Genomic DNA, 19,054 nt, shown 5'->3' on the forward strand with positions numbered 1-19,054 from the left:
GTCGTATGCTTGCGGGGACATGACACAGCCGGCGTTCGTCCGGGCCAGACGGCCGGAGCACAAGCAGCAGCGGCGCGAGGCGATCCTCGCCGCCGCCCGCGAGCTCGCCCTCCGGTCCGGCGTGCGCGACGTCAGCCTCGGCGGGGTCGCGGCGGCCGTGGGCCTGGCCAAGTCCAACGTGGTGCGCTACTTCGGCACCCGCGAGGAGATCTACCTCGAGCTGGCCGCCGAATGCTGGCTGGACTGGTCGGAGGCGGTCACCGCGCGGCTGCGGGACGCCGCCGGGCCGGAGGCCGTGGTCGACGCGCTGGCCGAGACGCTCGCCGAGCGGCCGCTCCTGTGCGACCTGCTCGGCAACATCTCGACCAGCCTGGAGCACAACGTCTCCGTCCCGGCGGCCCGCGTCTTCAAACGGACCGTGCTGGGCGTCGTCGCCGGGCTCGGCGAGCAGGTCGCGCGGGCGCACCCCGTCCTCACCGCGGGCGAGGGGCTCGAAGTGGTCGGGGCGGCCGCCGGATTCGCCGGAACGCTCTACCCGGTGGCCAACCCGGCACCCGTGCTGGTCGAGCTCTACGCGCAGGACCCGGACATCGCCGCGGCCTGCCCGCCGTTCCTGCCGACGCTGAAGAGGCTGATCGCCGCGCTCGTCGCGGGGCTGCCGGTGATCCGCTGATCCCGGTGCGGGAGGCGGCCGCCGGTGGTCCGCCGGCCGCGGTGCGGGGGTGGCCACGGGGACGACGGAGATCCGCCGGCCCCGGAGCGGCGCCGTGTCGTCATCGTTACCCGTGTTTCCGCGGCCGGTGACTAGACGTCCAGGGGGCGGGTAGCAGGAGCGGGCACCAGTCCCGATCGCACATGTGGGAGACGTCATGGACGCACCGCACACTCACGCCACCGACCGCTCGCAGCTGCAGCTCGCCGCACGGGTCGTCGGGATCGTGTTCCTCCTCGTCGGCGTGCTGGGCTTCATCCCCGGCATCACCAGCAACGTCGACCAGCTCGAGTTCGCCGGGCACAACTCCGACGCGATGCTCCTGGGCATCTTCGAAGTGTCGATCCTGCACAACATCGTCCACCTGCTGTTCGGTGTGGCGGGTCTCGCGCTCTCCCGGACCTGGTCCGGGGCGCGCAACTTCCTGATCGGCGGCGGCGCCGTCTACCTGCTGCTGTGGCTGTACGGCCTGCTGATCCCGCACGACAGCTCGGCCAACTTCGTCCCGGTCAACACCGCGGACAACTGGCTCCACTTCTTCCTCGGCCTCGGCATGATCGGCCTGGGCGTCGCGCTCAGCCGCCGCCGCGCCACCTCCCGGGTCTGATCACCCGGAAGGATCCAGCGGCGATCCGGCGAGGATCCGCCGGAGGACCCGACGGAGACGGCGAGGAGAACGGCCGCCCACCGCACGGTGGGCGGCCGTTCCCGCGTCCGCACCGGGATGGCGGACGGGGTCAGGGCGCCTGGAATCCGGCCTCGGTCAGCACGTCCCTGCCCTGCGGGGAGAGGACCAGGTCGACGAACCGCTGGGCCGCCGGTCCTGCGGGGGCCCCGGTCAGGGCGGCGATCGGGTAGTCGTTGACCGCCTGCTCGGCCTCGGGGAAGTCGATGCCCTCCACCTTGCCGCCGGAGGCCTGCACGTCGGTGGCGTAGACCAGGGCGGCGTCGACCTCACCGAGTGCGACCTTGGTGAGGGTGGCCTTGACGTCCCGCTCCAGGGTGACCGGGGTGACCTTGACCCCGGCCGCGTCCAGCGCCTTGACCGCCGCGGCGCCGCAGGGCACCTGGACCGCGCACAGCGCCACCTTCACCCTCGCGTCCGCCAGGTCCTTCAGCTCGTCGACGCCCGCGGGGTTGCCGGCCGGGACGGCGATCCGCAGCCTGTTGCGCACGAACACCGTCGGGGAGGCGGCCAGGGAGGCGTCGGTGACGGTCTTCATGGTGGCCGGGCTGGCCGCGGCGAACACGTCCGCCGGCGCACCCTGGGCGATCTGCTGGGCCAGCGTGGCGCTGGAGCCGAAGTTGAAGGTCACCTTCACACCGGGGTGGGCGGCCTCGAAGGCCTCGCCGAGCTCGGTGAAGGCGCCGGTCAGCGAGGCGGCGGCGAACACCGTCACCTCCGCCGCGGCCCCGCCGGCCGCCGGGGCGGAGCCGGACGCGGTGGAGGTGGCGGCCGGCTCGCCGGAGCCGCAGCCGGTCAGGACGGCGAGCGCGACGGGCAGGGCGATGGCCCGGCGGGCAAGGCGCCGAAGCGGCACGGAGGACTCCTCGTCAGGTTCCGGCCGCGCGGCCGCCGACCGGCCCGCGTCCACCCGTCGGCGCACGGTGCCGGCGCTGACTCCGAGCGACGCGGCGGCCTCGCCGGTCCGGAACGTCGTCACGAACCGTCAGGCTACCCCTCGCGCATTCGATGCCCTACGCCGGTCTCCTCCCGCGTCAACGGCGTCGTCCACGGCTCCGCCGTGGGCGATGCACCCTACGGCCGGGTGCCGATCCCGGTCACCAGCTCCCCGGTCCGGGCCGGCCCGCCGGTCTTCGGCGACAGCGGCGGCGTGTCCATGCCCGACGCGGTGCGCAGCCCCTCCAGCACCGCGCGCAGCGCGTCCACCGAGGAGTGCCGGGGAGTCCAGCCCAGCTCGGTGCGGGCGCGGGTGACATCCATGATCGGTACGGTGAACAGCATGTCGAGCAGGTCCGGCGAGGCGGGCACCAGGCGCAGGTGCCAGGCGGCGGAGGCGGCGCCGCGCAGCACCCAGCCGGGGACGGGCACCCGCCGGGCGCCGAGCACCTCGGCCAGCACCGCGGAGTCGATCACCGGGTCGGCGGCGATGTTGAAGGCTCCCGACACCTCCTTGACGACCGCCAGGCGGTAGGCCTCGCCCATGTCCTCGGCGTGCAGCGCCTGGAACCTGAGCTCGGGCAGGTCGGGAACGAAGGGGATGAGGCCGGGCCGCACCAGCCGGTGGGGGAGGAACGGACCGGCGAACAGCCGCCGCTGCTCGGTCGCCGCCTCCCGCTTGAAGACGAAACCGGGGCGGAGCCGTACCACCCGGATCTCCGGGTGCTCGCGCTCGAACGCGTCGAGCGTCCGTTCGAGGTAGGCCTTCTCCCGCCCGTAGGCGGCGCCGGGCCAGCCGTGGGTGGGCCAGTCCTCGGTGACCGGGCGGTCCTTCGGGCCGGGGGAGTAGGCGCCCACCGAGGAGGCGTGGACCAGCACGGGGACCTTCGCCCGGGCCACCGCCTCGAAGACGCGGATGCTGCCCAGCGCGTTGTTGCGCCAGGTGGTCACCGGGCGTCGGGTCGGCTGGAACAGCCAGGCCAGGTGGACGACCGCGTCCGCGCCCGCGAGGTGCGTCGCGAGATCACCGGTGGAGACGTCCACCGTCCGCCACTCGGTCTTCTCCGGGTGCCAGTCGGGCAGGCGGCGGGCCAGCCCGAGGATGGATGTGACGCTGCTGTCGGCGGCCAGGGCGGACACCACGCTCGTGCCCACGTTCCCGGTCGCGCCGATGACGATTACCCGCATATCCCCCAGATGCCCGGAGGAGGATGGTCAAACCGGCGAACCGCGCCGGCCCCGCCCCGCGGGCGGCGGCCCGGACGTCAGGGGAGCCGCGCCGTGGCCGGGCTCTCCGGCCGGGCCTCGGCGAGTGCGTCGCCGAGGGTGGGGTACACGTCGAACGCGGCGTCGAGGCCGGTCAGCCGCATCAGGCGGCGGGTCGAGGGCTTCGGGCAGCACAGGGCGCAGGTGCCGCCGCACCGGTGGGCCCGGCTGGAGGCCTGGACGAGGAGGCGCAGGCCGCACGAATCGATGAAGTTCATGGACGACAGGTCGAAGAGCAGCCGGGGACTCTCGGACGCGAGCGCTTCGTCGATCTTCTCGCGGAGGCGGGACTCCGCGGTCTTGTCGACCTCGCCCACGATCCGGATGACGGTGAAGGCCCGGCAGTGCTCCCCGCTGATCTGCAATGGCATACGGACGCCTCCAGAGCAGCGACATGCCGATCGCGGTCCCGGCGGCTCCCGGACCGCTCATGCGCCTGGTCCTCCCAGTGTCGCCCCTGCGGGGCGAAAGGCACAAGGAGGCGTGCTGCCCTCTTCCGTTTGACCTCCCCAGCACGGGTATGGAGAGGGTCCGTGCAGCTCATCCCGTGGAGGAGGCGGTATATGACGACGTTCGGGTACTTCCTGTCAAGCGAGGAGCACGACCCCAGGGAGCTGGTGCGGCAGGCCAGGCTCGCCGAGCAGGCGGGGTTCGAGAGCCTGTGGATCTCCGACCACTTCCACCCCTGGCTGGACGAGCAGGGGCAGAGCCCGTTCGTCTGGTCGGTGATCGGTGCGATCGCCGAGGCGACCTCGCTGCCGATCACCACCGCGGTCACCTGCCCCCTGGTCCGCATCCATCCGGCGATCATCGCCCAGGCGGCCGCCACCAGCGCCGTGCTGACCGGCGGCCGGTTCCGGCTCGGCGTCGGGACCGGCGAGGCGCTCAACGAGCACATCATCGACTCGCGGTGGCCCCCCGCCGAGGAGCGGCTGGAGATGCTCGAGGAAGCGGTCGAGATCATGCGCGAGCTGTGGAGCGGCAGACTGGTGACGCACCGCGGCACCCACTACGACGTGGACACCGCCCGCCTGTACACGCTGCCCGACTCGCCGCCGCCGATCTACATGTCCGGGTTCGGGGAGAAGTCGGTGGAGCTGGCCGGGCGCATCGCCGACGGCTACATCTGCACCGGCCCGTCGGCCGAGTTCGTGCAGCGGTTCCACGACTCCGGCGGCCAGGGCAAGCCCGTCCAAGGCGGGCTGAAGGTCTGCTACGCCGCCGACGAGGCCACGGCGCGCAAGACCGTGCACCGGCTCTGGCCGACCCAGGGCATCCAGGGCGAGGCCGCCCAGCTGCTGCCGCTTCCCCGGCACTTCGAGCAGCTCGCGCAGATGGTCACCGAGGAGGAGGCGAGCAAGGGCTCGCCGTGCGGCCCGGACCCCGAGGTCCACCTCAAGGCGATCCGGGAGTACGTCGACGCGGGCTTCGACGAGGTGTACGTCAGCCAGATCGGCGACGAGCAGGAGGCGTTCTTCGACTTCTACGCCAAGGAGGTCCTGCCCCGGCTGCGCTGACCGCCCACCCCGGGCGGCGCACGGGCCGTCCGGGCGGGGACCGCCGGGGGCGGTCCCCGTCGAATCCGGATAGGAGGCAGACCATGAAGGCCGTCACCTGGCACGGCAAGCGCGACATACGGGTCAAGGAGGTCGCCGACCCGATCATCAAGGAGCCGACCGACGCGATCATCAAGGTCACCACCACCGCCATCTGCGGCTCCGACCTGCACCTGTACGAGCTCATGGGCCCGTTCATCAGCGACGGGGACGTCCTCGGCCACGAGGCCATGGGCATCGTGGAGGAGGTCGGCTCCGAGGTCTCCCACATCGAGCCCGGGGACCGGGTCGTCGTCCCGTTCAACATCTCCTGCGGCCGCTGCCACATGTGCGGGCTGAAACTCTTCGCCCAGTGCGAGACCACCCAGGTCCGCGACCACGGCATGGGCGCCGCGCTGTTCGGCTACACCCGGCTGTACGGCGAGGTCCCCGGCGGCCAGGCGGAGTACCTGCGGGTCCCGCAGGCCCACTTCGGGCCCATCAAGGTGCCCGACGGCCCGCCGGACGAGCGGTTCGTCTTCCTGTCGGACGTGCTGCCCACCGCCTGGCAGGCCGTGCAGTACGCCGACATCCCCGACGTCGGCAGCGTCGCGGTCTTCGGCCTCGGCCCCATCGGCCAGATGAGCGCCCGGATCGCCAAGCACCTGGGCCACCGGGTGATCGGGATTGACGGCGTGCCCGAGCGGCTCGAGATGGCCCGCAGGCACGGCATCGAGATCATCGACTCCTCGGCGGTCCGCGACGTCCCCGAGGCGGTCCGCGAGCTCACCGGCGGCCGGGGGACCGACTCGGTGATCGACGCGGTCGGCATGGAGGCCCACGGCTCGCCCGTCGCGAAGCTCACCCAGACCATCACCGGCCTGCTGCCCGACGCGCTCGCCGCACCGCTGATGACCAACGCGGGCGTGGACCGCCTGGCCGCCCTGCACCAGTGCATCGACGCCGTACGGCGCGGCGGCACGATCTCGGTCAGCGGCGTCTACGGCGGCATGGCCGACCCGATGCCGATGCTGAGGATGTTCGACAAGGGCGTCACCATGCGCATGGGCCAGGCCCACGTCCGGAGGTGGACCAACGACCTGATGCCCCTGGTCGTCGACGAGTCCGATCCCCTGGGGGTCATGGACCTGGCCACCCACCGGCTCCCGCTGGACCAGGCGCCGCACGGCTACGAGATCTTCCAGAAGAAGCGCGACGGGGCGATCAAGGTGCTGCTCAACCCGTGACCCCGTCGTCTCCCCGACCCCCCGCAACTCCATGGAATCCCCCCGGAAGACCCTCCGGGACCACATCGCAGAAAGGCGGAACGTGGACGCCATCGTGCTCCTGAAGGAAGACCACAAGACGGTCGAGAAGCTGTTCAAGCAGTTCGAGAAGGCCGGTGACGAGGCCTACGACGAGAAGCGGAAGCTCGTCGACCAGATCATCGAAGAGCTCACCACCCACGCCTACATCGAGGAGGAGATCTTCTACCCGGTCGCCCGCGCGGAGGTTCCCGAGACCTCCGACCACATCCTGGAGAGCGTCGAGGAGCACCACGTGGTGGTCTGGATGCTCTCCGAACTGAAGGACATGGACCCGAGGGACGAGCGGTTCGACGCGAAGGTCACCGTCCTCATGGAGAACGTCCGCCACCACGTCGAGGAGGAGGAGGACGAGTGGTTCCCCGAGGTGCGCAAGGCGATGGGCCGCAAGAGGCTCCAGGAACTGGGCGAGGAGATGGAGAAGGGCAGGGCCAAGGCCCCGAGTGAGCCGCTGGCCGTCTCCAGCGCGCAGCAGTAGGGCGACCGGTCTCCGCCGGGCCCGGCCGGGCGGGCGAAGGTCCGCCCGGCCGGGTCAGGCGACCCGGCCGGTGGCGGGCCCGGCCGTCGCCCGCCCGGCGGCGGGCAGGGTGACGGTGAAGCGGCTGCCGGGGTCGGCCGGGGCGTAGAAGGCGTCGCCGCCGTGCGCGCGGGCCAGCTCGCGGGTGATCCACAGGCCCAGGCCGACCGAGCCGGGAGTGGCGCCGGCGCCGCTGAAGCGGGAGAACAGCAGGGAGCGCTTGTCCTCGGGAACGCCCGGGCCGTGGTCGCGGACGTGTACGGCGAGCAGCTCGCCGTCCCCGCGCCCGGCGGGGGCGGCGCTGACCACGATCGGCGGGGCGCCGTAGCGCACGGCGTTGGTGGCGAGGTTGACCAGCATCTGCTCCAGCCGCTGCGGGTCGGCCCGCACCGTGAGGCCGGCGGGGACCTCGACGCGCACCGGGGCGCTGAGGTAGCCGACCGCCTTCTCGGCGGCGGCGCGCAGGTCCAGCGGGTGCAGGTCCAGCCGGAGGGTGCCGTGGCTGTCGAGCCGGTCGGCGTCCAGCAGGTCGGCGGCCAGCCGCCGGATCCGGTCGACCTGGCGGATGGCGACCCTGGCGATCGCTTCCCGGCGCTCCTCGGGCAGGTCGGGGCCGTCCTCGTTCAGGGTCTCCACCGCGAACTGGACGGAGGTCAGCGGGGAGCGCACGTCGTGAGCCAGGGCGGCGGTCAGCGCGGCCCGCCAGCGCTCCATGCGGCGGATGGTCTCCCGGTCGCGGCGCTGGTGGTCGACCTGGCGGGCGATCAGCACGCCCACCCCCACCAGTGTGGGGACGAACACCACGACGCTGGAGACCGCCACCGGATCGCGGCCCGAGACGACCAGCGGCACCAGGTAGGCCAGTGTCGCCGGCGGGGTCAGCGCCAGCACGGCCGCGGTGGGGAAGTGCAGCCCGACCCACGCGAACAGCATCATGTAGAACGGCGCCGTGCCCGCCGCGGTCCCGCCGAACGCCCAGGTGGAGACGGACAGCACGGCCAGGGCGGGCAGGCTCAGCGCCAGGGGGGCGCGCGGGTCGAGGCGGTCCCAGGGGAACCACCAGGCCGCCGCGGCCAGGAGCAGGTCGGCCCCGGCGATCACCGCCAGCAGGCCGCGCCGGCCGGTCGGAGTCGCCGCGATCCCCAGGACGGCCAGCACCCCCGCCAGGGCGAACAACGCCGCCGCCTGCCGGGCGGCGTATTTCCCACCATCCCCGAGCACGGACCACTTTGTGGCCATCTGTCCCCCTGTGGTGAAACACATCCGGCTTCTACCATAACTATTGGTCGCAGCAGGATCACCTACAGTGGCCGGCGCTCAGGGGGCGCCTGCCGTGGCCGCGGCTCCCCGCCGGTTCCCGGGAGGCGCTCCGGGCCGCTCGGCCGACCCGGCGGCCCGCCGTACGGGGCCGTGCGGGTCAGCGGTGGCAGAGCAGGCAGTGCAGGGCGCGCTCGAGTGAGGCGGTGTCGCCGACCGGCGCGGGCCAGGGCAGCCGGATGAGGGTGGGATCCTCGATGCCGGAGCGGACGGTGGCGCCGAACCTGTCCAGCTCCCAGAGCCACACGTCGCCGGCGGGCTCGGAGAGCAGGGCGCCGAGCGCGGCCGAGAGCCGGTCCCGGTGGGCGTCGTTGACGTGGCGGACCATGCGCTCGGCCTCGGCCGTCAGTGGGTCGGGGGCGGCGTCGAGATACTCCTCCGCGTCCAGGACGCCCGACTCCGGCCCGGTCAGGTAGACCACCCGGCCGACGTCCACCCGGAGCAGGCGCGGGCCCTCCCGGCGCTCCAGCACGTCGAACAGGGCCTCGTCGGGGCAGCGGTCGGCGATCGCGATCGCGGTCTCGCGCAACTCCCGCTCAGGTACGGCCTGCACCCAGCCCTGAACCTTCAGCAGGCCCCGGGAGAGCTCCACCCCGCCGAGCGAGCGGCTCGCGGTCAGGTCCACGGTCACCACCGGCTCGTCCCGCATCCCGTGGAGCGGGTCCCCCGGCAGGACGAGCAGCACCGGCCGCCCGGCGCGGTCCACCCCGCCCCGGGCGGACCACGCGGGTGCGGCCGTCCCCGCGAGGGAGACGTGGCTGGGGACGGCGGCCGCGGCGAGGGTGCGGACCCGCTCGGGGGCGGGCGGCGCGGTGACGGGCTGCTGCATGGACCGGCTCTCCTTGAGATCTTGCGATCGTTTCGTCTAAGGTAAGGCTAACCTCAGTAAGGCATACCTAAGCACAATGGAGTGACTGTGCGCTACACCGGACCCAAGGTGCGACTCTCGAGGCGCGCCGGCGTCCCTCTCACCCGCAAGGCCGTTCGCTACTTCGAGGAGCGCCCCTACCCGCCGGGTGAGCACGGCCGCAAGACCAACCGCCGGCAGACCGGTGACTACGGCCTGCGGCTGATGGAGAAGCAGAAGCTGCGCTGGTACTACGACGTCTCCGAGCGGCAGATGCGCCGCTACTGGGACATGGCGCTGCGCAGCCCCGGCCGCTCCGGCGCCGAGCTGGTGGTGCTGCTGGAGAGCCGCCTGGCCTCCCTGGTCCTGCGCGCGGGCCTCGCCCCGTCCATCTACGCCGCCCGGCAGTACGTCACGCACGGCCACATCACCGTGGACGGCCGCAAGGTGGACATCCCCAGCTACCTGGTCAAGCCGGGCCAGGTCATCGCGGTGCGGGAGCGCTCCCGGGCCATGCAGCCGTTCGTCGCCGCGGCCGAGGGCGTCTACGCCGACGAGCGGACCGCCCCCTATCTGGCGGTCGACCACGCCGACCTGCGCTTCACCGTGGTCTCCCGGCCGGTGCGCGAGCAGATCGCCGTGCCGGTGGACGAGCAGATGGTCGTGGAGTTCTACTCCCGCTGAGGCGGGACGCGGTCTTCCCCTCCGCCCCCGGTGGCCGGCGGCGTCCCCGTCCCGGGCCCGGTCACCGGCGGGCGGGCCGCCTGCGGGAGGCCCGCCTCCCGGCGGCCGGGGCGGCCGGGGCGGCCGGCCTGCCGGAACCGGCCGGGGCCGCCGGATCAGCGGGGCCGGCCGGAGCCGCCGGACCGGCGGGGCCGCCCGGCGCCGCGGCGCCGTCGGGGAGGCGCACGGCGGCCGGAGCGGGTGGAACGCGGTCGCGCAGCTCCCGCACCTCGGCCCGGAGCGCGGCCAGCTCCGCCATCACCGCGGTGCCCAGTTCCGCGGTCGCCTGCGCCGACTCCTCCGCGTGCTCCTCCTCCATCGCGCTGACCACCACCGCGATGAACAGGTTGAGCACCACGAAGGTGCACACCAGCATGAACAGCACGAAGAACACCCACGCCCCCGGGTGCTCGGCCATCACCTCGCGGGTGATGTCGGACCACGCGTCCCCGGTCATCATCTGGAACAGCGTGAACAGCGAGGTGGGCAGGTCGCCGAAGTACTCCGGCGCGGTGGCGCCGTACAGCTTCGTGCCCATCACGGCCGCGACGTAGAGCACCAGGCCGAGCAGGAGCACGATCGAGGTCATCCCGGGCACGGCGGTGAGCAGGGCGGTGACCACCCGGCGCAGGCTGGGCACCACCGAGATGAGCCGGAGCGCGCGCAGGATCCGCAGCGCCCGCAGCACCGAGAGCCCGCCCGCGGTGGGCAGCAGCGAGACGGTCACGATCGAGGCGTCGAACAGGTTCCACGGGTCGCGGAAGAAGCGCGGGCCGTACGCGTAGATCTTCGCGGCCAGCTCCGCGGTGAAGAAGTAGAGCGCGAGGTGGTCGACGACCGACAGCGCCGTGCCGTACCGCCCGACGACCGCGGCCGAGGTCTCCAGGCCCAGGGTCGCCGCGTTGACCACGATGACCGCGATGACGGCCTGCTGGAAGCGCGAGGTCTCCAGGGCGGCGCGAACACGCTCGCGCACGGGCACGAGGGCTCCCGGGGTCGGAGGTCGGAGGACAGCCCAAGATCATAACGGATGCCCGGGATCCCGGCCCCGCCCCGGACGGGCGGCGGGCGTCGCGTGGCCGCCGCCCATCCGGGTAGGGGCCCGGCATGCCGGAACGAGGGACACGACGGGACGCGGCGGCGGCTCCGGGCGGGGCGGGGGCCTCCCTGCGCCCCTCGCTGCTGTCGGCCGCCCTCATCGGCGTCGGCGTCATGGCCGCCGTCGACGAGGTGGTCTTCCACCAGCTCCTGGCCTGGCACCACTTCTACGACCGGGCCACCCCCCAGGTGGGGCTGCTCTCGGACGGCCTGCTGCACGCCGCCGAGCTGGTGGCCGTCGTCGGCGGGTTCTTCTGGCTGTCCGACCTGCGCCGCCGCGCGCTGCTGGTCGCCCCGGCGGCCTGGGGCGGCTTCCTGATGGGCGCCGGAGGCTTCCAGCTCTTCGACGGCCTGGTCGACCACAAGGTCCTGCGCGTGCACCAGATCCGCTACGGCGTCGACCTGGGCCCCTACGACCTGGTGTGGAACCTGGCCGCCGTCCTGCTGCTGGCCTGCGGCGCCGCGCTGGCCCTGCGCGCCCGGCGCCGGCGCGCCGGGGACACCCGCACCCCGTCCGGTGACCGGCGCCCCTGATGCGGCTCCTCCTCCCGGCCCCCGGCCGGCAGGAGGCCCTCCCGGCCTCCGCCCGTACGGACGTCCACCCCGCTCCACCGCACCACGGCCCCCATCCGGACCCCGCTCACCTGGACCCCGCTCACCTGGACCCCGGCGCGTGGCAGGCGTCCCTGCCGGTGCTGCTGGCGATCGCCATCTGCGCCGCGGTCTACCTGGTCGCCGCCCGGCGGGCGGCGACCGGGCCCCGGGGCTGGAGCCGGCTGCGCAGCGCCTCCTGGCTGACCGGCTGCACCGTGCTGGCCGTGGCGGTCTCCCCGCTCCCGCACGCCCTGGCTCCGGCGGGCGCCACCGCCCACATGGTCCAGCACCTGCTGCTGAGCATGTTCGCCCCGCTCGCCCTGGTCATGGCGGCGCCGGTCACGCTGCTGTTGCGCACCGCGCCGGCGCCCCGCCGCCGCCGCGTCGCCCGCCTGCTGTGCTCGCCGGTCCTGCACGCGGCCGGCCACCCGGCCGGTGCCGCCGTGCTCAACACCGGCGGAACGCTGCTGGTGATGCTCACCCCGCTGTACGCGGCGACCCTGACCAGCCCTCTGCTCCACCACGCGGTCCACCTGCACTATCTGGCGGCCGGCTACCTGTTCGCCTGGGCCGTCGCCGGTCCCGACCCGGCCCCCCGCAGGCCCGGGACGGCCGTCCGGGTCACCGCCCTGATCCTGGCGTCCGCGGTCCACGCCTGGCTCGCCAAGCACCTCTACGCCCACGCCCCCGCCCTGCCTCCGGGCGCCGCGGACGCCGCGGACGTACGGCAGGCCGCCCAGGTCATGTACTACGGCGGCGACATCGCCGAGTTCCTGCTGGCCACCGCCCTGTTCGCCGCCCGGTACCGGCGGCGCTAGGAAGCGGCTCGGGGTGCCGTGGCCGGACCGCCACCGGGCCTCACCCGGATCCGGGCCCCTAACGGCTTTTGGCCGCGGGCAGGGTCACGGTGAACCGGGCTCCCGGATCGGCCGGGCTGTAGGTGACGTCGCCGCCGTGGGCGCGGGCCAGCTCCCGGGTGATCCACAGTCCCAGGCCGACCGAGTCGGGGACCGTGTTGGTGTGGCTGAACCGGGAGAACAGCACACCCCGCACGACCTCCGGCACGCCGGAGCCGTGATCGCGCACCCGGATGGCGACCATGCCGTCGGAGGCCGGCCCGGCGCTGATGACGACGGGAGGCCTGCCGTAGCGGGCGGCATTGGTGACCAGGTTGACGAGGATCTGCCCCAGCCGCTCGGGGTCGGCGTCCACGGCCACCTCCTGGCCCACCTCGAGGGACACCGGGCAGGTCAGGTACTCCAGCGCCTGATGGGCGACAGCGCGGACCGCCACCGGCCGGCGGTCCAGACGCAGCTCACCGTGGGCGTCTACGCGCTCGGCGTCCAGCAGGTCGCCGGCCAGGCGGCGGATGCGCTCGGTCTGGCGCAGGGCCGCGGCGATGAGCTGGGTGCGCTGCTCGCCGGGCAGGTCGCCGTCCTCGTCCAGGGTCTGCAGGGCGAACTGTACCGTCGTCAGCGGCGAGCGCACGTCGTGCGCCAGGGTGGCGATCAGGGCCGCGCGCCATCGGTCGGCCTGCTGGACCTCGTCATGGGCGCGGCGGACGGCCGCCAGGTCACGGTGGTGGCGGTCGGTCTGGCGGGCCAGCAGCACACCGGTGAGCACCATGGCGGGCAGGAACACCATCGCGCCGACCGCCGGAAGGACGCCGCGGCCGGCGGCCAGGACCGGCACCAGGTAGGTCGCCACCGCCACCCCGGCCAGGCCGAGGATGACCGCGACGCGGTGGTGCAGGCCGGCCCAGACGAACAGCAGCAGGAAGAACGGGGCGGTGCCCAGCGCCAGAGGAGTGAACGCCCAGGTGACGATCCCCAGCAGGACCATCTCGGCCACGCCCGGGACCAGCGGCGCCCAGGGCGGCCACCTGCCCCAGGGCAGCATCCACGCGGCCCCGGCCAGGGCCAGCTGGACCGCGGCGATGATGCCGATGAGCACCTGCTGGCCGGCCGGGGCCGCCGCGAGGATGAGGACGACCAGCAGCGAACCACCGAGCAGCAGCATCGCGAGCTGCCGGGCCGCGACCTCGGGACCTTCACCGAGCAGCGACCGGTTCCGGCTCATGCCCCGCCCTCCTCCTGCCATAAAACCAGGCGAGAAAGTCATATCGGGACGAATACCCCTTGAAGACCGCTTGTCGCATCAATCCTCCCCGAATGTCGTTCGCGTTCCAGGAAGCGGGGAACCGTCGGCGGAATCCGTCATCGGTCGGCGATGCGGCGCGGCATCCCGTTCCCTGACCCGATCCGGTGATCACCGGTGGAGTGGAAGAGGCGGCCGGTCGTTCCCCCCGGGCTGATTTCACGGCACACCCAGGGGTTAGCCTGAAGGCGGCTGCTCCGTCCCCCCGGTGACGGTCACTCGACGCGTCCGGGGGCGGTCGCCCGGCATGTCCGGCGAACAACGGAGGATCCATGAACGGCCACTCAGTGAACGGCCACCCGATGAACGGTTACCCGCAGATCGCCGACCACGGCATGATCGGGGACCTGCAGACCGCCGCGCTCGTCTCCGGCACGGGCACCATCGACTGGTGGTGCACACCCCGCTTCGACTCGCCGAGCATCTTCGCCTCCCTCCTCGACAGCGAGCGCGGCGGGCACTGCCGGTTCGCCGTCGACGCGGACCGCGTCGCCGGAACGACCGTCCGGCAGCTCTACCTGCCCGACACCGCCATCCTCGTCACCCGCTTCATGGCGCCCGGCGGCGTCGGCGAGGTCGCCGACTTCATGGAACCGAACCCCTCCGCCACCGCCTCCGACCGGCACCGGCTGGTGCGGGTCGCCCGAGTGGTCCGCGGCAGCCTGCCCTTCACGCTCGTCTGCCGCCCCCGCTTCGACTACGGGCGGGCACCGCACACCCTCACCCTCCTCGACGACGGATCCGCCCTCTTCCACGGCCCCCGTACGGACCTCCACGTGCAGGCCACCGCCCCCCTCACCCTGCGCCCGGACGGCGACGACGTCGTCGCCGACTTCACCCTGCAGGCCGGCGAGACGGCCGCCGTCGTCCTGACCGCCGACAGCAGCGGCTACCACCCCGTGGCCCCCCTGACCGCCGGCGAGGTCCGCGACAGCATCGAAGCCTGCCGCGACTTCTGGCACGACTGGCTGCGCGCCTCCCGTTACCAAGGCCGCTGGCGCGACATGGTCAACCGCTCGGCGATCACCCTCAAGCTGCTCACCTACGCGCCCACCGGCGCGCCGATCGCCGCCGCCACCATGGGCCTGCCGGAGCAGATCGGCGGTGAACGCAACTGGGACTACCGCTACACCTGGATCCGCGACGCCTCCCTGTCGGTCCGCGCCCTGATCGACCTCGGCTTCGTCGAGGAGGCCCAGGCCTTCCGCACCTGGCTGCGTGAGCGCCTCGAGGCGGGCGGCACCGCCTCGGGCGAGCCGCTGCAGATCATGTACCGGATCGACGGCGATCCCCATCTGACCGAGGAGGTCCTCGACCACCTGGAGGGCTACCAGAAGTCCGGGCCGGTCCGGGCCGGCAACGCGGCCGCCGACCAGCTCCAGCTCGACATCTACGGCGAGGCCGCCGACGCCCTGGCCCAGGCCCAGGAGATCGGGGGCATCCGCGGCTGGCGGTCCTTCAGCGGCCTGCTGGACTGGCTGGCCGACACCTGGGACCGGCCCGACGAGGGCATCTGGGAGACCCGCGGCGGACGCCAGGAGTTCACCTACAGCCGCCTCATGACCTGGGTCGCCTTCGACCGCGGCATCCGCATGGCCACCGCCTACTCCCGCCCCGCCGACCTCGTCCGCTGGACGGGCGTCCGCGACACCGTCTTCAACCAGATCATCGACCGTGGCTGGAACCCGCGACGGCAGGCCTTCGTCCAGAACTACGCCACCGACGTGCTGGACGCCTCGCTGCTGCTCATGCCCCGTGTCGGATTCATCTCCCCCCGCGACCCGGCCTGGCTGAGCACCCTCGACGCCATGGACGGGGAACTGGTCAGCGACAGCCTCGTCTACCGCTACGACCCCGCAGCCTCCCCGGACGGGCTGCGCGGCTCCGAGGGGACCTTCAACCTGTGCAGCTTCCTGTACGTCGAGGCCCTCGCCCGCGCCGGACGGCTGCACCAGGCCCGCTACGCCTTCGACAAGATGCTCACCTACGCCAACCACGTCGGCCTGTTCGCCGAGGAGATCGGCCCGTCGGGCGAGCAGCTCGGCAACTTCCCGCAGGCGTTCACCCACCTGGCGCTCATCGCCGCGGCCATCGCCCTCGACGAGCAGCTCGACCAGGCCGAAACGGGCGGACGATAGGCCGTCGCGCCCGGCGTCGCCGGCCGCCGGACCGACGTCCGCCCCCGTCCGTCCGGGGCCTGCGGCGCGGACGGACGGGGACGCCGGGCGGCCGGCTCGGAAAGCCGGTTCAGCTCGAACCGGCGGGAAGGCGGGCGGCGGCGGCGAGGCCGACCAGGGCGAAGACCGCCAGGGCGACCATGGCCAGAGCGTAGGAGCGGTTCCCCTCGGCCAGCCCGGAGACGAGGATCGTGCCGGCGATCGCCGTACCGAACGATGAGCCGAGGTTGGAGATGCTTCGCGACAACCCGGATATCTCGCCCTGCAGTGCCTCGGGGAAGCTCGACTGCACGACATTGACCGACGGGGTCAGCATCATGCCCACGCCCAGGCCGATCAGCAGCAGCCCCGGTGCGAAGGCGACGACTCTCGACGACGCGCCGACCAGGACGAGCAGTACCGCGATCCCCGTCACGGTCATGACGAAACCCGCTGAGATCAGGGCCTTCTGCGAGTGCTTCCGGGCGAGCCGCTCCGCGGTCAGGGACGTGAGCAGGACACCCGCGGTCGCCGCGGTGAAGATGACGCCCGTTTCGATCGCGTTGTACCCGCGGACCGTCTGGAGGAAGACGGCGACGACGAACGACGTCCCCATGAGGATCAGCCACTGCATGTTCTGGGTGGCGAGGCCGAGGTTGGACGTGCGGTTGCGGAACAGCCCCATCGTCAGCAGTGCCTCCTTCCCCGCGCGCTCCCGGGCGCGGATGTGCAGGAAGAACCAGATCAGGAAGGCGGCTCCGGTGGCGAGGAACGCCGCCATCAGTACGGCGTCGCTGCCGGCCTGCAGGATCCCGAACACCACGAAGAACATGCCGACCGCCGACAGCACGGCTCCGGCGGCGTCGAAGGGGCGTGCCGGATCCGGGGGCACGGGATCGACGATCCGGCGGCTGAGGAACACGATCACCGCGATGACCACCGCCTGGAAGAGGAACGCCGCCCTCCAGCTGATCGCCGTGGCGATGAATCCCCCGATCAACGGGCCCGCCGCCGCCCCGACGCCTCCCATCCCGCTGATCAGACCGAAGGCCCGGGCCCGTGAGGGGATATCGTCGAACGCCATCGTCGCGAGGATGTAGACGGGCGGGATCAGCAACGCCGTCCCCACCCCCTCGAGCACCGAGTTGCCGAGGACCAGCATCCCGAGGTTGGGGGAGAACGTGCTGACCAGGGCACCGATCCCGTACAGCGTGAGACCCGCGAGGAAGCACCGCTTGCGGCCCCAGCGGTCGGTCAGCTTGCTGCCGGGGATCATCAGCACCGCCATGATCAGCAGGAACAGCGTGATCGTGCCCTGCACGCCCTTGACCGTCGTGTCCAGGTCCTCGCTGATGTCATTGATCATCACGTTCATGTTCGAACCCGCGAAGCTGCAGATGAACTGGGCGAGGGCGAGCGGCGCCAGGGGTCTCCGCGCGGACCCGACCGCGCCGCGGGAGGCGGGGGCCTTGGTCACCGTCCACCTCGCCCACCGGCGGCGCGCCGCGCATCCGCTCCGGCTGCGGAGACCGGGTGCACCGCGACGACCGCCGACCGGTACCCCATCAGCCCTCCCAGAACGGGAGGAAGGCGTGAATTTCGATCTCTCCGCCGCGGATCAGCCCGTGAGAACTCTCGGGGAGCTCGTTCCACGCACCGGTGAGGTCACGGAGGGGCTCGGAGACGACGAAACGGGTTCCCGCCCCCAGCCGCCGCAGACTCTCCAGTTCCGGGTGGAGCTGCCGCACCTGGGAGATGTCGGTGGAGTAGAACAACGACCTGGCGCGGCCCGCACTGGCATGGCGGAACATCCATACCGACTCGCCGTCGGTCGTGGCCACGGTCATCTGGAGGGGATGGGGGACGTCGTGACGCCGGGCGGTTTCCTCCACCAGGCCGGCGGCACGGGCGACCGCGCGCGGTGGGTCGTCGGTCAGCCCGAAGGTGAGCGCCAGGAAGAACAAGAGCTCGGAGTCGGTCGAGCCCTCGATGGCGGGATACAGCGATGGATCGACCGCCATCGCCAGGTCACGCCTGAGCCGGGGGAATCCCTCCACGACCCCGTTGTGCATCCACAGCCAGCGGCCGTACCGGAACGGATGACAGTTGCTGCGCTGCACCGGGGTGCCGGTCGAGGAGCGGATGTGCGCGAACAGCAGGGAGGTGCGGATCTGCCCCGCGATCTCGCGGAGGTTCCGATCGTTCCACGCGGGCTCGATGCTCTTGAACACGGCGGGTTCCTCGCCTTCGCCGTACCATCCGATGCCGAACCCGTCGCCGTTCGTGGTCGTCTCCCCGAGATGGGAATGCAGACTCTGGTCGATGAGCGAGTGGACCGGTCGGAACAGCAGTTCCTCGGCGAGGATGGGGTCTCCGCAGTATGCCATCCATCTGCACATAGCTACCTCACATTGATCGGCCACTCTGAACGAGACCGCGGACGGGCCGGCTCCCTCCGGCTCCGTTCCCGCAGGCCTCATGGGAGACGTCCGCTCCCGTCCCGGCTTCCGGCGGCGACCGACCTGCGCATGAGCAGGAGGAGCGTCCGGCGCCGCAGGCGGTCAGTGATGGAGCGCGGCCTTCAACGCCACCATGACCAGCCCGAGGAGCAGGTTGACCGCACCCGTGACCACCACCATCCGACGTGAGGCGCCGATCTTCACTGCGGCGACGGCCGCCCAGCCGACCTGACCGGCCACGGCGACCGTGAGAGCCAGCCATCCGGTGCCCTGCGCCCCGAGACCCAGCAGAGGGCCGACGGCCACCGCGACGGCAGGAGGGACGGCCGCCTTGACGATCGGCCATTCCTCGGTGCCCACCTGGCGGACATCGGCCATGTTCAAGCCGTGGGAGGCCAGACGGGCACCGAACAGGTGAGCGTACACGTGGGTGGCCCAGAACACGATGCCGGTGCCCAGCAGAAGGACGATCATCTCCAGCTGGGGGAACCTGCCGAGTGTTCCGGCGCCGACCACCACGGAGGCGGCGAGCAGCGATCCGTAGACGGCGCCGGTGTAGTCCCGGTGGGCGTCACCGGCCGGCGACCGGTGGCCGTCGCCTGGGTCGGACACCGTTTCCATGCTGGCTCCCGTAGCGGCCGGACCGGTCACGGACCGGGGCCCCGGATTTCATGCCCCGCCGTTCCGGCGTCGTCGGACCAGGGCATGCCGGATCTGCCCACGTCGT

19 protein-coding genes are annotated in these 19,054 nt (G+C 72.6%); 9 read left to right on the forward strand and 10 right to left on the reverse strand.

What is annotated here, in order from left to right; genetic code table 11:
* Positions 1-19: 19 nt before the first annotated feature.
* Together HS048_RS16875 and HS048_RS16880 are read left to right on the forward strand one after the other, a co-directional pair.
* Positions 20-673: a TetR/AcrR family transcriptional regulator gene (locus HS048_RS16875; RefSeq protein WP_068893881.1), complete on the forward strand. Its 654-nt coding sequence runs from the start codon at positions 20-22 to the stop codon at positions 671-673.
* 196 nt (positions 674-869) lie between these two features.
* Positions 870-1,319 carry a DUF4383 domain-containing protein gene (locus tag HS048_RS16880; protein ID WP_068893880.1) on the forward strand — a complete coding sequence of 150 codons (450 nt, stop codon included), beginning with the start codon at positions 870-872 and terminating at the stop codon, positions 1,317-1,319.
* Positions 1,320-1,449: 130 nt separating this feature from the next.
* On the opposite strand, the gene modA is transcribed toward HS048_RS16880, so the two are convergent.
* From modA to HS048_RS16895, 3 genes are all read right to left on the reverse strand, one after another.
* The gene (modA, locus tag HS048_RS16885; RefSeq protein WP_196467972.1) at positions 1,450-2,253 is read right to left on the reverse strand and encodes a molybdate ABC transporter substrate-binding protein; all 804 of its coding nucleotides are present in this window, start codon (positions 2,251-2,253) and stop codon (positions 1,450-1,452) included.
* Positions 2,254-2,471: 218 nt separating this feature from the next.
* On the reverse strand, positions 2,472-3,521 hold the full coding sequence (locus tag HS048_RS16890; RefSeq protein ID WP_196467423.1) for an NAD-dependent epimerase/dehydratase family protein: 1,050 nt from the start codon (positions 3,519-3,521) through the stop codon (positions 2,472-2,474).
* A 77-nt stretch (positions 3,522-3,598) separates the two neighbouring features.
* Positions 3,599-3,970 carry an STAS domain-containing protein gene (locus HS048_RS16895; RefSeq protein WP_196467424.1) on the reverse strand — a complete coding sequence of 124 codons (372 nt, stop codon included), beginning with the start codon at positions 3,968-3,970 and terminating at the stop codon, positions 3,599-3,601.
* A 192-nt stretch (positions 3,971-4,162) separates the two neighbouring features.
* Between HS048_RS16895 and HS048_RS16900 the strand changes: the two genes are divergently transcribed.
* The 3 genes from HS048_RS16900 (at position 4,163) to HS048_RS16910 (ending at position 6,937) form a co-directional block, all read left to right on the forward strand.
* Positions 4,163-5,116 (forward strand): LLM class F420-dependent oxidoreductase, encoded by a 954-nt coding sequence (locus HS048_RS16900; RefSeq protein WP_191896733.1) that lies wholly within the window; start codon positions 4,163-4,165, stop codon positions 5,114-5,116.
* Positions 5,117-5,199: 83 nt separating this feature from the next.
* Positions 5,200-6,381: a zinc-dependent alcohol dehydrogenase gene (locus HS048_RS16905; RefSeq protein WP_068893876.1), complete on the forward strand. Its 1,182-nt coding sequence runs from the start codon at positions 5,200-5,202 to the stop codon at positions 6,379-6,381.
* A gap of 82 nt (positions 6,382-6,463) precedes the next feature.
* Positions 6,464-6,937, forward strand: coding sequence for a hemerythrin domain-containing protein (locus HS048_RS16910; protein ID WP_196467425.1), 474 nt, complete (start codon positions 6,464-6,466; stop codon positions 6,935-6,937).
* A 54-nt stretch (positions 6,938-6,991) separates the two neighbouring features.
* Here the strand turns inward: HS048_RS16910 and HS048_RS16915 are convergent, their stop codons facing one another.
* Together HS048_RS16915 and HS048_RS16920 are read right to left on the reverse strand one after the other, a co-directional pair.
* Positions 6,992-8,215: a sensor histidine kinase KdpD gene (locus HS048_RS16915; protein WP_196467426.1), complete on the reverse strand. Its 1,224-nt coding sequence runs from the start codon at positions 8,213-8,215 to the stop codon at positions 6,992-6,994.
* Between the two features lie 178 nt (positions 8,216-8,393).
* Positions 8,394-9,122 (reverse strand): DUF2470 domain-containing protein, encoded by a 729-nt coding sequence (locus HS048_RS16920; RefSeq protein ID WP_068893874.1) that lies wholly within the window; start codon positions 9,120-9,122, stop codon positions 8,394-8,396.
* 87 nt (positions 9,123-9,209) lie between these two features.
* Here HS048_RS16920 and rpsD point away from each other — a divergent pair, with 87 nt between their 5' ends.
* The gene (rpsD, locus tag HS048_RS16925; protein WP_068893873.1) at positions 9,210-9,824 is read left to right on the forward strand and encodes a 30S ribosomal protein S4; all 615 of its coding nucleotides are present in this window, start codon (positions 9,210-9,212) and stop codon (positions 9,822-9,824) included.
* A 61-nt stretch (positions 9,825-9,885) separates the two neighbouring features.
* On the opposite strand, the gene HS048_RS16930 is transcribed toward rpsD, so the two are convergent.
* The gene (locus HS048_RS16930; RefSeq protein ID WP_196467427.1) at positions 9,886-10,839 is read right to left on the reverse strand and encodes an ion transporter; all 954 of its coding nucleotides are present in this window, start codon (positions 10,837-10,839) and stop codon (positions 9,886-9,888) included.
* Positions 10,840-10,970: 131 nt separating this feature from the next.
* Here HS048_RS16930 and HS048_RS38530 point away from each other — a divergent pair, with 131 nt between their 5' ends.
* Positions 10,971-11,495, forward strand: a complete 525-nt coding sequence (locus HS048_RS38530) for a DUF2243 domain-containing protein (protein WP_196467428.1) — start codon at positions 10,971-10,973, stop codon at positions 11,493-11,495.
* The gene (locus tag HS048_RS16940) at positions 11,495-12,373 is read left to right on the forward strand and encodes a cytochrome c oxidase assembly protein (protein ID WP_196467429.1); all 879 of its coding nucleotides are present in this window, start codon (positions 11,495-11,497) and stop codon (positions 12,371-12,373) included. Before HS048_RS38530 ends, HS048_RS16940 begins: the two co-directional genes overlap by 1 nt.
* 58 nt (positions 12,374-12,431) lie before the next feature.
* Here the strand turns inward: HS048_RS16940 and HS048_RS16945 are convergent, their stop codons facing one another.
* Complete coding sequence (locus tag HS048_RS16945) at positions 12,432-13,634, reverse strand: HAMP domain-containing sensor histidine kinase (protein WP_196467430.1); 1,203 nt, start codon at positions 13,632-13,634, stop codon at positions 12,432-12,434.
* Positions 13,635-13,984: 350 nt separating this feature from the next.
* Between HS048_RS16945 and HS048_RS16950 the strand changes: the two genes are divergently transcribed.
* On the forward strand, positions 13,985-15,850 hold the full coding sequence (locus HS048_RS16950; RefSeq protein WP_230880856.1) for a glycoside hydrolase family 15 protein: 1,866 nt from the start codon (positions 13,985-13,987) through the stop codon (positions 15,848-15,850).
* Between the two features lie 109 nt (positions 15,851-15,959).
* Here HS048_RS16950 and HS048_RS16955 read toward each other — a convergent pair whose 3' ends face one another.
* The 3 genes from HS048_RS16955 to HS048_RS16965 all read right to left on the reverse strand — a co-directional run bounded on the left by HS048_RS16955 (position 15,960) and on the right by HS048_RS16965 (position 18,939).
* On the reverse strand, positions 15,960-17,345 hold the full coding sequence (locus HS048_RS16955) for an MFS transporter (RefSeq protein ID WP_196467431.1): 1,386 nt from the start codon (positions 17,343-17,345) through the stop codon (positions 15,960-15,962).
* 88 nt (positions 17,346-17,433) lie between these two features.
* Positions 17,434-18,255 (reverse strand): class II glutamine amidotransferase, encoded by an 822-nt coding sequence (locus HS048_RS16960; RefSeq protein ID WP_196467432.1) that lies wholly within the window; start codon positions 18,253-18,255, stop codon positions 17,434-17,436.
* A 174-nt stretch (positions 18,256-18,429) separates the two neighbouring features.
* Positions 18,430-18,939 (reverse strand): hypothetical protein, encoded by a 510-nt coding sequence (locus tag HS048_RS16965; RefSeq protein WP_196467433.1) that lies wholly within the window; start codon positions 18,937-18,939, stop codon positions 18,430-18,432.
* Positions 18,940-19,054 lie beyond the last annotated feature (115 nt).

It is taken from the genome of Planomonospora sp. ID91781, from assembly GCF_015711595.1.
Taxonomy (GTDB): domain Bacteria; phylum Actinomycetota; class Actinomycetes; order Streptosporangiales; family Streptosporangiaceae; genus Planomonospora; species Planomonospora parontospora.